General features: G+C 60.4%; 12 protein-coding genes, 1 tRNA gene and 2 pseudogenes. 8 read left to right on the top strand and 7 right to left on the bottom strand.

Going from position 1 to position 13,198, the window contains the following annotated elements:
* Nucleotides 1–370 precede the first annotated feature (370 nt).
* The 3 genes from B0O95_RS04240 to B0O95_RS04235 form a co-directional block, all read right to left on the bottom strand.
* Nucleotides 371–1,477 carry a hypothetical protein gene (locus B0O95_RS04240; protein ID WP_104076771.1) on the bottom strand — a complete coding sequence of 369 codons (1,107 nt, stop codon included), beginning with the start codon at nucleotides 1,475–1,477 and terminating at the stop codon, nucleotides 371–373.
* Nucleotides 1,477–1,716: an F-box protein gene (locus B0O95_RS15345; protein ID WP_146063979.1), complete on the bottom strand. Its 240-nt coding sequence runs from the start codon at nucleotides 1,714–1,716 to the stop codon at nucleotides 1,477–1,479. The genes B0O95_RS04240 and B0O95_RS15345 overlap by 1 nt, the downstream gene beginning before the upstream one ends.
* A gap of 291 nt (nucleotides 1,717–2,007) precedes the next feature.
* Nucleotides 2,008–2,370 (bottom strand): phage holin family protein, encoded by a 363-nt coding sequence (locus tag B0O95_RS04235; RefSeq protein WP_233203103.1) that lies wholly within the window; start codon nucleotides 2,368–2,370, stop codon nucleotides 2,008–2,010.
* 187 nt (nucleotides 2,371–2,557) lie between these two features.
* Between B0O95_RS04235 and B0O95_RS04230 the strand changes: the two genes are divergently transcribed.
* Nucleotides 2,558–3,397 (top strand): site-specific integrase, encoded by an 840-nt coding sequence (locus B0O95_RS04230; RefSeq protein ID WP_233203102.1) that lies wholly within the window; start codon nucleotides 2,558–2,560, stop codon nucleotides 3,395–3,397.
* 148 nt (nucleotides 3,398–3,545) lie between these two features.
* Here the strand turns inward: B0O95_RS04230 and B0O95_RS04225 are convergent.
* Both B0O95_RS04225 and B0O95_RS04220 read right to left on the bottom strand, forming a co-directional pair.
* Nucleotides 3,546–3,622: transfer RNA gene (locus B0O95_RS04225), tRNA-Met, on the bottom strand.
* Between the two features lie 83 nt (nucleotides 3,623–3,705).
* Nucleotides 3,706–3,906 (bottom strand): annotated as a pseudogene (locus B0O95_RS04220) (response regulator); the annotation flags it as partial.
* Nucleotides 3,907–4,231: 325 nt separating this feature from the next.
* On the opposite strand from B0O95_RS04220, the gene recA reads away from it, so the two are divergent.
* From recA to B0O95_RS04190, 6 genes and pseudogenes are all read left to right on the top strand, one after another.
* Nucleotides 4,232–5,296, top strand: a complete 1,065-nt coding sequence (gene recA / locus B0O95_RS04215) for a recombinase RecA (RefSeq protein ID WP_104076770.1) — start codon at nucleotides 4,232–4,234, stop codon at nucleotides 5,294–5,296.
* Between the two features lie 15 nt (nucleotides 5,297–5,311).
* Nucleotides 5,312–5,779: pseudogene (recX, locus tag B0O95_RS04210) on the top strand (recombination regulator RecX); the annotation flags it as partial.
* A 162-nt stretch (nucleotides 5,780–5,941) separates the two neighbouring features.
* Complete coding sequence (locus B0O95_RS04205) at nucleotides 5,942–6,583, top strand: DUF2889 domain-containing protein (protein ID WP_233203100.1); 642 nt, start codon at nucleotides 5,942–5,944, stop codon at nucleotides 6,581–6,583.
* Between the two features lie 12 nt (nucleotides 6,584–6,595).
* A complete protein-coding gene (gene sucC, locus B0O95_RS04200; protein WP_104076768.1) occupies nucleotides 6,596–7,762 on the top strand; it encodes an ADP-forming succinate--CoA ligase subunit beta in 1,167 nt (388 codons plus the stop codon).
* An 87-nt stretch (nucleotides 7,763–7,849) separates the two neighbouring features.
* Nucleotides 7,850–8,731 carry a succinate--CoA ligase subunit alpha gene (gene sucD, locus B0O95_RS04195; protein ID WP_041754466.1) on the top strand — a complete coding sequence of 294 codons (882 nt, stop codon included), beginning with the start codon at nucleotides 7,850–7,852 and terminating at the stop codon, nucleotides 8,729–8,731.
* 186 nt (nucleotides 8,732–8,917) lie between these two features.
* Nucleotides 8,918–9,631 carry a TerC family protein gene (locus tag B0O95_RS04190; protein ID WP_104076767.1) on the top strand — a complete coding sequence of 238 codons (714 nt, stop codon included), beginning with the start codon at nucleotides 8,918–8,920 and terminating at the stop codon, nucleotides 9,629–9,631.
* A 251-nt stretch (nucleotides 9,632–9,882) separates the two neighbouring features.
* On the opposite strand, the gene B0O95_RS04185 is transcribed toward B0O95_RS04190, so the two are convergent.
* Nucleotides 9,883–10,461: a pilin gene (locus B0O95_RS04185; protein ID WP_104076766.1), complete on the bottom strand. Its 579-nt coding sequence runs from the start codon at nucleotides 10,459–10,461 to the stop codon at nucleotides 9,883–9,885.
* Between the two features lie 160 nt (nucleotides 10,462–10,621).
* Here B0O95_RS04185 and B0O95_RS04180 point away from each other — a divergent pair, with 160 nt between their 5' ends.
* Nucleotides 10,622–12,427: a PglL family O-oligosaccharyltransferase gene (locus tag B0O95_RS04180; protein ID WP_104076765.1), complete on the top strand. Its 1,806-nt coding sequence runs from the start codon at nucleotides 10,622–10,624 to the stop codon at nucleotides 12,425–12,427.
* Between the two features lie 64 nt (nucleotides 12,428–12,491).
* On the opposite strand, the gene moaC is transcribed toward B0O95_RS04180, so the two are convergent.
* Entirely contained in the window at nucleotides 12,492–12,974 is a 483-nt protein-coding gene (gene moaC / locus B0O95_RS04175) for a cyclic pyranopterin monophosphate synthase MoaC (RefSeq protein ID WP_104076764.1), read from the bottom strand.
* Nucleotides 12,975–13,198: the final 224 nt, after the last annotated feature.

Here is a 13,198-nt window from a genome sequence, read left to right as displayed (position 1 = left end):
CATCGGCTTCGTGTTATCGGAATAATCGGCAGGAATGGTGACGACCGCGGGACCTTCGACTTCCATCGCTGCGCGCAACGTTGCACGAAGCGCGGCAGCGAATTCGAGCCCAAAGCCCTTGGCGCCCGCGCGTAAGCCTTGAAGTCGATGGGCCCGAAAATTTGAGTAACGCTTAAATACTTAAAGATTCCTGATAGGAGAGGTGTAACGAGGGGGACCCTACTGGACTTGGGCTCCGGGAGCCAATTCGTGAAGTGTCCATTGCCGCTCCTTGATCTGAGGGCCGATGTGAGCAGTGTTTACAGTGATACCGCAAAATTGCCGAATTATCGCGTCCGCATCCGAAACTTCATGGCATTTTGCGAAGCGTTCACAGGGTCATCCGGTCCTCAGGGTGAAGCAACTGCAGCATACGGGTGTCTATCGTCGTCCGCGTTTGTTCTGTGAAGCGGTTGCGGTCCATAAAAGCAGTGACCTCTTTGACCGCGTCTTGCCACTCCGGGGTTCTTAGCGAAACCCTTACCTTGCTTAACGCCTCTAATAGTTCTGTTGCGTCGCGACCGTCAAGGAGCTGCAGCGCATGCTGCCATACCTGCTTTGAGAACTTGTCGCCAAGCAGGAGGGCCCACTCCAGCAAACTCCGTGCGACTTGCACACGCTGCTCGAGCAACACGCGCAGTAAGGCCGGCTCTAGTAATTGGAACTCGTGCGCATGGTGCTCGCTCGGTAAATGAACCAAACCAAATGGAAATTTGCGCAGCGCGACACCTAATTGTTCGTCCGGAAGCGATAATGCTAGTTGTCGCATCTCCGCGTAGCGTGCTACTCGCATTATTGCAGGTAGTTCCTCCGTAGCGGCGGCTAGCATGCCCACCGATGCGCCTTGCAGGGATGGCGGCAGCAACAGCGTTTGCTGTTGCAAGAATATATGGGCCGAAAGAGCCTCACTGCCCGTAGGATCAATCCGACGGTTGAATTGTAGTTGTTTAGCCAATAGCGGAATCAGTTCGGCTTTCTGGGGCGTGTTCAGACGCGCTAGCCGGTTGAGCAACGCCTGATAGCGTTTAAGATACTCAGACGCCGGCGTTACCTGTGGAAGAGCCTGAGCTAGCTCATACCAGAAATTCGCTTGATCGAGGCGATGCTGTTCGGCCATCGTATAAGCAAAATCAAACATTAGAAGTCGCATGCTTCTAGGAAATTTATCCATTGAAGCAAGCATCGTTTTCTGTAAGGGAAGGCCTTGTTCCGGGAGGCGGTCGGTTGCCGCAAACAGCGATTTGAAAGCCTCGATTTCGTATGCCGTAGATAACCCTATTGATCGTGACTGTTCCCACAGAGCTGTGAGCGGTTCGGCCCGCAGATCCGGTTCGGCCTGTATTTGCTCAATTTCACCTATCAGTTGTTGCAGCGACGCGAGATCGGAGACGCTGGCCGCTTGCTGGTAACAGCGCCACGCCCATCGTCTTTCCTCCATCAGGTATAGGTGTTGCGATTAACACGTGAAAACTCGGGAATATGATCCAACGGTAGGTAGCGTGCGATCTCCAGAATCACTTCGCCTGGCAAAGTGTCGTAGATTCTGGGCTTTTTGGAGTGTGTGTCGAGTGTGGAATCCGCTGGTCGTTTTGCGCCCGTAGGCGGTGCAGCGGGCGCCCCTTGGTTCATTGCATAAATAGCGGCTGGGGCAGTATTCAATGCGTCGTTAAAGTCCATCGACAACTCCGGGAATGAGTTATGGGCAATAAAGCGGGTAATCAGGGCGCGGGCCCCTGACGCCGAGACTGGGGGAGCGTAGGGTGTGGCTCTGGGCACAGATGGTGCGTTGCGGGACAGGCGGGGCAGATTATGATTGTTAATTCGCTGCTAAGCAGCAGGCTAGCAAAGAATGAATGCCTAAACGCGACCGCGAGCAACCCATGTCGATAGGAGGACAACCGTGCGACGGCGACACGCAGCCGCTCAGTGTCAGCGGCAAGAGCAGCACGGTAACGACAACTGTTGGTTTCATGAGTTTGGCATGTAACCCACGCATTTTTGAACGACTGCCTCCAGCGCCGACTGCCCTAGGATCCCTAAAGCAGAGGCGATGCCCACGAGCGCGGTCGGGTGCAGATTGTTAAAGACCGTCAGTGCTGCACTGGCGTTAGCGGACAAAGCCGCCCCGATGATCATGCAGCCGAGCACGAGACGCGCGCAAATTCGCTCGCCATCAGCCAGCAGCTTACCGAGCCCGATCACCGCGCCAACAACGCGGGATCGTCGTGGCGAGCGTCGATTCACATGCCGCGCTGAGCGTCTCGCATCACGCTCGAAGTGACCAGCGCGCACGCTGACCAATTGCAGAACGTCAGTTATGGCGATGCCCAATTAGAAGGATGGAATTCGTTCGTGGGTCATAGCCGCAAACCGAATACCCTCAACTCGTTATTTTGGTACCGACTGTTATGGGACAGCCCTAACGCCGCGCGCGGTTACGGCTGGGATGTGAACCCGTGGATGCGGGGTGGTGGAATTTCGGAGAATTGTCCGATGAACGGCCCCATGTTCCTGACTGATGAAGAAGTATCGCGCCTCACTGGCCGCAAGCTGGATGCCGGTGGCACGCCTCGGCGCGAAATTTCGCTCAGCTCGGACTATGCGCTGGCGGTGCAAAAGGGCCGAGTTGACCGTCAACTCGAAGCCACGGCATGCCGATCTAATCACGTTTCGCTATGCGGCGGAGCGCTATCCACGGGAGGTATTGTCGCAGGAGGCATTGCGCATGCAGCGCGACAATTTGAAGGAATTGGCGAAGCTGTACGAGTTCTTCGACGCGCCGTCGGCACCGCTGGACAACATCGAGCCAATTCACATTCGCCAGTATCTAGACTGGCGTGTGCAGGACGCCGTCAAACGCTTTGCAGGAGAAGGGGCGGGCCACAAAAGGCAGCGAGGGGCGGGTTCGCGCGAATCGGGAGAAGGCGCTGTTTTTGCACATCTGGAATTTCGCACGTGGGCGCGGCCTGACGGCAAGCCGAATCCTTGCGCCGGCGTGCGTGGATTCCGGGAGGTTGGGCGGGATACCTACGTTGATGACGGCACGTATCAGGCGGTTTGGGCCGAGGCTGACGGCCCGACTCGGAATGCGATGGAACTGGCCTACCTGACCGGGCAGCGGCCGGCAGATGTGCTGGAACTGACGATTGTTTGTAATGAACAGGGGGCGGCATTGACCGCTCTCGCGCTCAGGTTCCGGTTTGAGAATGCGCGCGAAGTGGCGGCGAAGAAGGCGCGTACGCAGAAGCGGCACGAACTGGCTGCTGTCATCGCAGCGCTCCAGTTCCGCGACCTGCGCGCTAAAGCGGGCACCGACAGGAGAAATTGGCAGGCATGGCGGCGGCCAACGACCAGCTAGGACACGCTGATGAAAAGATGACGTGCCGGTATGTGCGGCACCGAAAGGACAAGCCGGTGACGCCTACCCGGTAGCGAAGATTGCGGAACAGCGCGCTATTTTCGGAACGAAACAAAACGACCCGCATCGCGGCGGGCCGTGTCAAATATGGTGGCGAATCAGGGACTCGAACCCCGGACCTGCGGATTATGATTCCGTCGCTCTAACCGACTGAGCTAATTCGCCGAAAGAACCTCGGATTATGGACATGAGCAGACGCGATGTCAACCACTTTCACGTCCCCCTTGGGGCCTGGCCGATGCAAAGCGGTTGGAATTGCGTTGCCGCAGTCTGCGTAATACGTCGAGCCCGCTCATGCGCGGCAGTCCGAGATTAAGGACCAGCGGGTCGAACGATTGCATCGACAAGGCAACGTCGGCCTCGGCCCCCGTCTTGACGTGATCGGTCGCATAGCCCGAATGGCGGAGTGACCGGATCAAGCCATCCGCGAGTATGCTGTCATTTTCGGCAAAGAATGCGCACGGGCGTGTTTTAGTGCCGGCGGCGCAAACCTGCTCCCCTTTCCGGCGTTTCCTTATCTGCATATTGCAACGACACACGATGTCCAATGCAATATGCACCGACCCTACCTCGAGGGGCGGGGCACGCAGCGGCACCAGGCATGCTAGTTGCGGAAAGGATGCATATATTTCGCGCTTGCAAAAGACACTGTTTTTTTATACAGTATCCGAAGCCGTGCGTTGGCGCGGGCAGCGGTATCATCCGGGGATGGCCGCGATGCGAGGCGTGCCGCCTCGGCAACGGACTGCCGCTCATCATAGCAAAGGACGATTCATGGAAGAAAGCAAGAAAGGCTCAGCTGGACTGACTGCGGAGAAGAGCAAGGCACTGGCTGCCGCGCTGTCGCAGATCGAGAAGCAGTTCGGCAAGGGGTCGATCATGCGGCTTGGCCATGGCGAGGCAGTCGAAGACATTCAAGTCGTATCGACTGGCTCGCTTGGCCTAGACATTGCGCTAGGTGTCGGTGGGCTGCCGCGTGGCCGTGTCGTCGAGATCTACGGGCCGGAATCGTCCGGCAAGACGACGCTTACGCTGCAAGTAATCGCCGAGATGCAGAAAATTGGCGGCACCTGTGCGTTCATCGACGCGGAACACGCGCTCGATGTCCAGTACGCGTCCAAGCTGGGCGTTAACGCGTCGGAACTGCTGATTTCTCAGCCTGATACTGGCGAGCAGGCACTGGAAATCGCCGATGCACTCGTGCGCTCGGGATCGATCGACATGATCGTCATCGACTCGGTGGCCGCGCTCGTGCCGAAGGCCGAAATCGAAGGTGAAATGGGCGATTCACTGCCCGGCCTGCAGGCGCGGCTGATGTCGCAGGCGCTGCGCAAGCTGACCGGTACGATCAAGCGGACCAATTGCCTGGTCATCTTCATTAACCAGATTCGCATGAAGATCGGTGTAATGTTCGGCAACCCGGAAACCACCACCGGAGGCAATGCGTTGAAGTTTTACGCGTCGGTCCGGCTCGATATCCGTCGGATCGGCTCGATCAAGAAGAACGACGAAGTCATCGGTAACGAAACGCGGGTTAAGGTGGTCAAAAACAAAGTGTCGCCACCGTTTCGCGAGGCGATTTTCGATATCTTGTATGGTGAGGGGATTTCGCGACACGGTGAAATCATCGATCTTGGCGTCCAGGCAAAGATCGTCGAGAAGGCGGGCGCCTGGTATAGCTACAACGGCGAGAAGATCGGCCAGGGCAAGGACAATGCGCGGGAGTTCCTGCGCGAAAATCCGGATCTTGCGCGTGAGATCGAAAATCGCGTCCGCGAGTCGCTTGGCGTCGTGGCGATGCCGGCCGGCGCGGTAGTCGGCGAGAGCGGACAAGCGTAACGCGAAGTGCGCACGAAGTGCCCGCGTCCCGCGCCAAGCCTGAAGGGGCGCGCGTTGAGGTATTTGTCGCGTCGGGATTACAGTCGTGCCGAACTGGCTGCTAAGCTCAAGCGCGACGCCCAGGAAGGCGACAATATCGAGCCGATTCTCGATGCACTCGAGCGGGACGGCTGGCTGTCCGACAGTCGGTTTGCCGAAAGTGTCGTGCATCGCCGTGCGTCCCGCTTCGGCGCGGCCCGGATCGTTGGTGAGTTGAAGCGGCACGCGTTGCATGGCGACCTGCTGGACGACGTCGGCAATCAATTACGGGAAACCGAATGGGAACGGGCGAAAGCGGTGTGGCAAAAGAAATTTCAGGGCCATGTCGCGCAGTCGCCGGCCGAGCGTGCGAAGCAGGCGCGTTTCTTGGCCGCCCGCGGCTTTTCCCGCGCGGTGATTTCGCGGCTCGTCAGCGGGATCGACGACGGAGCCGGCGATGAATGACGGTCCGCGTAGACCGCGTCGTGCTACGCGGCATGTTGTGCTTCGTCTATACGTTCGTGGCGATGAAGTGCGTTCCGGGGTGGGCGCGCGGGTGTCGTCAGGCCGTCGGACCGGTATGCTAAAATCGCTGAGTTTTCCATCCGGCCGCAACCAACCCTTTCCATGCCGCTCCCTCCCTCTGCTCCTCGTCGGGCGCGTCATCGCCGTGCGATTGACGTGCAAGCGTTCGAGCGCGGAAACGGCCTGTGGGACATCGAAGCATGTCTGACCGATTGCAACGCGCGCGACACGCAACTCGCAACCGGCGTTAGGCCGACCGAGCTACCTATCTACAAACTCCGGCTGCCGGCGACGATTGATCGTCAGATGAATGTCGTCGATGCGCAGTCACCGGCGGTGAAATGGGTTTCTTATCTGGGGCATGGTGAAGACGCCAATTCAAGCGATCGCGCATTGATTGGGTTGGACTTGCGTCGTGGGCTCCGGCATGCCGTCACTGAGCATCTTGGTGAGGCGGCGGACCGCGCGCATCTGACCAATTTGCGCGTGCTATCGACGAGTGCAACCCTCCAGGCTTGCGTCGGCGAGGTGTCGCAGACAGGCGTGTCAGACACGGACGCAGCCGGCGATGTGATGCCGTTTCAGCTTGATCGCTGCCACGCGTTGAAGCTTGATGATGGCCCGTGGTCACGCAATTCTATCCGCGCTGGTATGGCCACGCGCCGCGTGAGGTCCGCGCCGCGTCGTGCGCGAAGCTGCGCCAAGCGCTGCACACAGCGATATTCATTCCAACTCTCAGACTGAAGGGAATCACGCATGAAGATTCACGAGTACCAGGGTAAAGAGATCCTGCGGAAATTCGGGGTCACGGTGCCGCGCGGCAAGCCCGCGTTTTCGGTAGACGAAGCCGTCAAGGTGGCCGAGGAACTCGGCGGCCCGGTCTGGGTGGTGAAGGCCCAGATCCATGCTGGTGGCCGTGGCAAGGGCGGTGGCGTCAAGGTCGCGAAGTCGCTGGATCAGGTGCGCGAGTATTCGAACCAGATCCTTGGCATGCAACTCAAGACGCATCAGACCGGCCCTGAGGGGCAAAAGGTTAACCGGCTGCTGATCGAAGAAGGCGCGGACATCAAGAAGGAACTGTATGTTGGTCTCGTCGTCGACCGTATCTCGCAAAAGGTCGTGTTGATGGCCTCCAGTGAAGGCGGCATGGACATCGAGGAAGTGGCCGCGAAGACGCCCGAGCTGATCCACAAGGTTGCGGTCGATCCGGCCAAGGGCTTGCAGGACGCTGAAGCAGACGAGATTGCCAAGAAAATCGGCGTGCCGGATGCATCGCTCGCGCAGGCTCGTGCGAATCTGCACGGACTGTACAAGGCGTTCTGGGAAACGGACGCCTCGCTGGCTGAAATCAACCCGTTGATCCTGACTGGTGACGGCAAGGTCATTGCCCTGGACGCGAAGTTCAACTTCGATTCGAACGCGCTGTTCCGTCACCCGGAGATCGTTGCATACCGTGACCTCGACGAAGAGGATCCGGCCGAAATCGAGGCGTCGAAGTTCGATCTCGCGTACATCTCCCTTGATGGCAACATCGGCTGTCTGGTCAACGGCGCCGGCCTGGCGATGGCGACGATGGATACGATCAAGTTGTTCGGCGGCGAACCGGCGAACTTCCTCGATGTCGGCGGTGGTGCGACGACCGAGAAGGTGACCGAAGCGTTCAAGCTGATGCTGAAGAACCCGAATCTGAAGGCTATCCTCGTGAACATCTTCGGTGGGATCATGCGTTGCGATGTGATCGCCGAGGGCGTGATTGCGGCATCGAAGGCGGTGCACCTGCAGGTCCCGCTGGTCGTGCGGATGAAGGGCACCAACGAGGACCTCGGCAAGAAGATGCTTGCCGACTCCGGGTTGCCGATCATTTCCGCGGACAGCATGGAAGAAGCCGCGCAGAAGGTCGTCGCCGCAGCCGAAGGCAAGTAAGCCGCCGCGCTCACATCGAGGATACGCATGGTGTCGTTGGCCACCGCGCCTTCGCGAGCTGCGACACCGAACGAAAGAGGTCATTACATGTCGATTCTGATCAATAAAGATACGAAGGTCATCACGCAGGGTATCACCGGCAAGACCGGCCAGTTCCACACGCGCGCCTGCCGCGAGTACGCGAATGGCCGCGCTGCCTATGTTGCGGGTGTGAATCCGAAGAAGGCTGGCGAGGATTTCGAGGGCATTCCGATTTTCGGCAGCGTCAAGGAAGCCAAGGCGCAGACCGGTGCAACCGTGTCGGTGATCTACGTGCCGCCGGCCGGCGCCGCTGCGGCAATTTGGGAAGCCGTCGAAGCCGATCTGGACCTGGCGATTTGCATCACTGAAGGCATTCCGGTTCGGGACATGATCGAGGTGCGCGACCGGATGCGCCGCGAGAACCGCAAGACGTTGTTGCTCGGGCCGAACTGCCCGGGTGTGATCACACCCGACGAGCTGAAGATCGGCATCATGCCCGGGCACATCCACAAGAAGGGTCGCATCGGTGTCGTCTCCCGCTCGGGTACGCTGACGTATGAGGCGGTCGCTCAACTGACCGCGCTTGGCCTGGGCCAATCGTCGGCTGTCGGGATCGGCGGTGACCCGATCAACGGTCTGAAGCACATCGACGTGATGAAGATGTTCAACGACGATCCGGATACGGATGCGGTCATCATGATCGGTGAAATCGGCGGCCCGGACGAGGCGAATGCCTCGTACTGGATCAAGGACAACATGAAGAAGCCGGTCGTGGGCTTCATCGCCGGCGTGACGGCGCCCCCGGGCAAGCGGATGGGGCACGCTGGCGCATTGATCTCGGGTGGCGCCGACACCGCCGAAGCGAAGCTCGAGATCATGGAGTCGTGCGGCATCAAGGTAACGAAGAACCCATCCGAGATGGGTCGCTTGCTGAAGTCGGTGCTGTAAGTACCGCCGACACACATTCATCACTTCCGGCACGGCCGGCCACCGCGATGCGGTGGCCGGCCGTATCTTTTTCCAGCCGGGGAAGCGCGGAATTTGATATTCTTTCAAAAATCTTTCGAGTTCGGCGCTTTCTATAAGCAATGAGTCCGAAGAACGCTTGGTTTTTTCCATTCCGCGCCGGTCACCATGCTCGAATTGCTCGCCTCGTTGAACTGGAGCGCCGTGCTCCAGATCGTCATCATTGATATCCTGCTGGGCGGCGACAATGCCGTCATCATCGCGCTGGCCTGCCGGAATCTTCCCCCCGCGCAACGGGTGCAAGGCGTGCTGTGGGGCACGGTCGGCGCTATCGCGCTGCGCGTCGTGCTGATTTCGTTCGCCGTATTGTTGCTCGACGTGCCAGTCCTGAAGTTCACTGGCGGCCTGTTGTTGCTGTGGATCGGCATCAAGTTGATGCAGCCGCAACCGGATGCGCATGGCAGCGTCAAGGCCGCGGACAAGCTGTGGGTGGCCGTGCGTACCATCATCGTTGCCGATTTCGTAATGAGCCTGGACAACGTGATCGCGATAGCCGGCGCGGCCGATGCGGCTGCGCCGGAGCATCGGCTGGGGCTGGTGGTCTTCGGCTTGCTGTTGAGTGTGCCGTTGATCGTATGGGGCAGCACGCTGGCGCTCAAGCTGCTGGATCGTTTCCCGGCGATCGTCGCATTCGGTGCCGCGTTGCTCGGCTGGATTGCCGGTGGCCTGATCATCGGTGATCCCCTTGTGGGGAGGCTGCTTGGGGATAGCACGCAAGCTTATCACTACGTCGCCGGCGTTGTCGGTGCGCTGACCGTGATCGGGATCGGTGGGCGGCTGAAACGCCGTAGCCGGTATGGCACGGCGGGGCGCGTTCGCTGACGCGCGGATACGGGACGCGGCGGCCAACGCGTTCCGGCACTCCATCACGACGCTGCCGGTGTCGTTCATGCGCGGGGCCCCAATGGCGATCACGCAACGATGGCGCTCGTTCACGGCATTGCGATGCTCGTAGGTCCGGCGCACCGGTACCGGTCCTGCGATGCCGTCATGCCCAGTATGCTGATGGCGACACTGCAATGCCGCCACGCCCAGCATGCCGATGCGCCGCGGCACGCGAATCTGGATGCGGCTCACGCACGGCACTCCGGCGGCGCAAAACGGGCCGGCAGCGTCGGCCTCGGGTCCGGCACTGGCCCGGGAATCGGAAGCGACGAAGTGGTCTTGCCTGCGGCGAAGCACTCCCAGGTCAGTGTGCCTGTGTCACTGTGGTTGCTGCTGACGGATACTTGTGTATGGGGTGCGTCCGGATCGTCGGATGTCGACGGCACCAGCACGAGCGTGTTTTCGCCGGATGGTGCGACCAGCGATGTATAGCTGATCGTGATGGCCCCCGTTTTGTCGTCGATGTCAATCGACTCCACGTTGCGCGTCGCCGGCGGTCGTGCATAGCCGCTGCCGAGCCGTTGCGCGCCCGCTACGGCGTTTTCCGCCACGGCCAGCCGCGCCGGCGCGGCCAGCGATAGGCCCTCGCCGACCCGGCTGCGAGTCAGATAGTCGCGGTACGCCGGTAGCGCAAATGACGCGACGACGCCAACGATTGCCAGTACGATCATGAGTTCCACCAGCGTGAATGCCGCGCACGACGGTGTCGGTGCCCGTGCCGTGGTGCGGGAAGAATCGTCGGGCTTTTGGCGGGTCGATGCAGTCATCGGTGCGCTCCTCATAAGGGGCCGCTTCGGGAATCGAATGCGGTCTGAGGCATTCTGCGCAACAGGATGAGTCAACTGCAGTCAGCTAAATAGCCAATGCATCGCCACAGCGGTGCGGAATTTTTGTATAGTGCGCCGGTTTCCCCGAGTCCAACCCGCCATGCCCGTATCGTTGCCGCGATTGCTGACGTTTGTCTTTCTTATCCTGGCCTGGATCCTGCCGTATGCGGTCACGTTACATACGTATCCGATTCCGACCTTCTACGCCGAGTACTTGGCGCTTGCGTTGTACTTGCTGGTTGGGGGATCGGTCTTCGCATGGGTGTTTGTGGCCGGCGAGCGCGCGGCGATCGGTGCGCCGCGGGTGGCGCTCGTGCCGCTGCTGTTCGGCGCGTTGTTATTCGCGCAGCCGTTCATCATCGATACCGTTCAGCCATCGATGAATCTGCTCGGTGGCGGGTTTCTGCTCGCCGCGTTGATGGCGACGCAGACGGGGTACTGGATCAGTCGCCTGGGTTCGATGCAACGCGCGTTCAATGTGATGGCGTACGCGCTGCTGGCAGGTGGCGTATTCGCGGTGTTTTGTCAATTCGTCCAATTGTTTCATTTGGAAAACCGCGTGGCGCCCTTCGTGGTCAGCTACAACGTGCAGATAGGGCGGCGGCCGTTCGGCAACATGGCGCAGGCGAACCATTTGGCTACGTACATCGCGTTTGCGCTGGCCGCGGCGCTGTATCTGGTTCAGCAGCGACGGTTACGCTACCCGGTATGGATCGTGTTGTCGGTGGTCTATACAGCCGGTCAGGCATTGACGGTCTCGCGTGGCCCCTGGTTGCAGACCGGCGTCATCGTGCTGGCGGGGGCATGGATGGCGTTCGAGGCGCATCGCAATCGCGTAACGTCCTATGGTGGACGCTACGACACCCGGCGTTCGCTGCGCGACTGGGTGACGCCGGTGTTGCTGCTGGTCATTTTCGTCGCCGTCAATATCGCGACGCGCTGGGCCAATGTGTCTTTCGGCCTGAATCTGGGTCAGTCCGCCGCCGAACGGTTCCAGGATGCCGGCCAGATTGCGCCGCGGTTGGCGCTCTGGAAATACGGGCTCGCGATGTTCGAGATGCACCCATGGTTTGGCGTCGGCTGGGGCGAATTTCCGCGCATTCAATACGAACTCGTCGACAAGCTCGGCAGCGTCGAGGTCGCGAACAATTCTCATAACATTGTGATCGACCTGCTGGCCAAGACCGGTGCACTCGGACTGACGATCGTCGTGGTGGGACTGCTGCTGTGGTTCGTACGCGTTCTGCGTGGTGGTGAGCGGGTCGAACGGGTATTCGGCGTGGCGCTGATCGGCATCCTGTTGATGCACGCGCTGGTCGAGTATCCACAGCAGTACATGTTCTTCCTGCTGCCGGCGTGGTTCGTGATTGGACTGCTGGAGACCGTACCGCTGCGGGCGGCGCCCGCAGCCGCTCGGGGGGGGCAGGGCGCGCTGGTACTTGCCGGCCTCGTCGCGTTGTACCCAATCCAGCGCGACTATGCGCGCTCGGAAGTGCTGTACTACGGCTCCAATCCCTATGAGCAATACCGGGCCGATCCGGCGGTGCTGTTTTCCGCATGGGGCGAATATGGTTTCGCGACATTGTTGCCATTGGATAAGACCGATCTCGACAAGAAGCTGGCGATGCACCGTCAGGCGATGGCCCTATTGCCTGGAGAAACCGTGGTGCGGCGGTACGCGGTGCTGCAGGCGATCGCTGGCGATACCGATGGCGCGCTGCAGACCATGCGTCGGCTGAAGGTGTTTGCGGACATGTTGAAGGATTGGCCGATGCAGCTTGCCGTGGTGTATCACGCGTGTGACGATGCAGGCAGTGTGCTTGCGCCATTCAAGCAGGCGCTTGTCGCCCGCTATGGGATTGTGCCGGCGGCGCCGCCGGAGGACGACGAAGACGGTGGGGAATGATCGGCATGGCCGGTCCCGCCCTAGCGCGGGACCCATTTGACGGGATTTGCCATCCTGGCCGTGCCTATTCCCCCACCACCCAGTCCCCTGACTTGCCGCCGTGCTTCTCGAGCAGCTTCACGTCGGTAATCGTCATGCCGCGATCCACGGCCTTGCACATGTCGTAGACGGTCAGCAGGCCGATCTGCACCGCCGTGAGCGCTTCCATTTCGACGCCGGTGCGGCCGATCGTCTCGACGCGGACGGTGCAGTGCACGGCCGCTGGCGTTTCTTCTTCTAGGGTGAAATCGACGCTCACGCGGGTCAGCGCGAGCGGGTGGCACAGTGGAATCAAGTCGGATGTGCGCTTGGCGCCTTGGATCGCCGCGATACGCGCGACGCCGAGCACGTCGCCCTTGGCGGCGCGGCCCTCGCGGATGAGCGCCAGTGTTTCGGCGCGCATCGCGATCGTGCCACGCGCAATCGCGACACGGCGGGTTGCATCCTTGTCGCCGACGTTGACCATCTGCGCCTGGCCGGATGCATCGAAATGGGTAAGTTCTGACATGATAGTGATGGCACGATATCGTTGCCGGAAGCGGCGGTGTGCGGCTTGCGGGGGTTTGCCGGTCCGCGGGAGGCTGGCCCGGTCCGCGGCGCATCAGCGTGTAATAGCGATTCACCGAGGCCCGCAGGCATCCCGGTATCATAGCAGTGGCACGCGCGGGCGCGTATGAGCACTGCGCGCCCGCGCCTACTGTATTCACGGTGGTGCGGCGGCTGAACGGGTGC

Source organism: Mycetohabitans endofungorum, assembly GCF_002927045.1.
Lineage (GTDB): Bacteria > Pseudomonadota > Gammaproteobacteria > Burkholderiales > Burkholderiaceae > Mycetohabitans > Mycetohabitans endofungorum.
This window is presented reverse-complemented; position numbering and strand designations above follow the sequence as displayed.

What these genes read in the sequence shown, in the direction of transcription:
- B0O95_RS04185 (WP_104076766.1), bottom strand. Translation starts at nt 10,461, where the DNA reads ATGACTGCATCGACCCGCCAAAAGCCCGACGATTCTTCCCGCACCACG.
- B0O95_RS04205 (WP_233203100.1), top strand. Translation starts at nt 5,942, where the DNA reads ATGCCGCTCCCTCCCTCTGCTCCTCGTCGGGCGCGTCATCGCCGTGCG.
- sucD (WP_041754466.1), top strand. Translation starts at nt 7,850, where the DNA reads ATGTCGATTCTGATCAATAAAGATACGAAGGTCATCACGCAGGGTATC.
- B0O95_RS04230 (WP_233203102.1), top strand. Translation starts at nt 2,558, where the DNA reads ATGAAGAAGTATCGCGCCTCACTGGCCGCAAGCTGGATGCCGGTGGCA.
- B0O95_RS04190 (WP_104076767.1), top strand. Translation starts at nt 8,918, where the DNA reads ATGCTCGAATTGCTCGCCTCGTTGAACTGGAGCGCCGTGCTCCAGATC.
- B0O95_RS15345 (WP_146063979.1), bottom strand. Translation starts at nt 1,716, where the DNA reads ATGGACTTTAACGACGCATTGAATACTGCCCCAGCCGCTATTTATGCA.
- B0O95_RS04180 (WP_104076765.1), top strand. Translation starts at nt 10,622, where the DNA reads ATGCCCGTATCGTTGCCGCGATTGCTGACGTTTGTCTTTCTTATCCTG.
- moaC (WP_104076764.1), bottom strand. Translation starts at nt 12,974, where the DNA reads ATGTCAGAACTTACCCATTTCGATGCATCCGGCCAGGCGCAGATGGTC.
- sucC (WP_104076768.1), top strand. Translation starts at nt 6,596, where the DNA reads ATGAAGATTCACGAGTACCAGGGTAAAGAGATCCTGCGGAAATTCGGG.
- recA (WP_104076770.1), top strand. Translation starts at nt 4,232, where the DNA reads ATGGAAGAAAGCAAGAAAGGCTCAGCTGGACTGACTGCGGAGAAGAGC.
- B0O95_RS04240 (WP_104076771.1), bottom strand. Translation starts at nt 1,477, where the DNA reads ATGGAGGAAAGACGATGGGCGTGGCGCTGTTACCAGCAAGCGGCCAGC.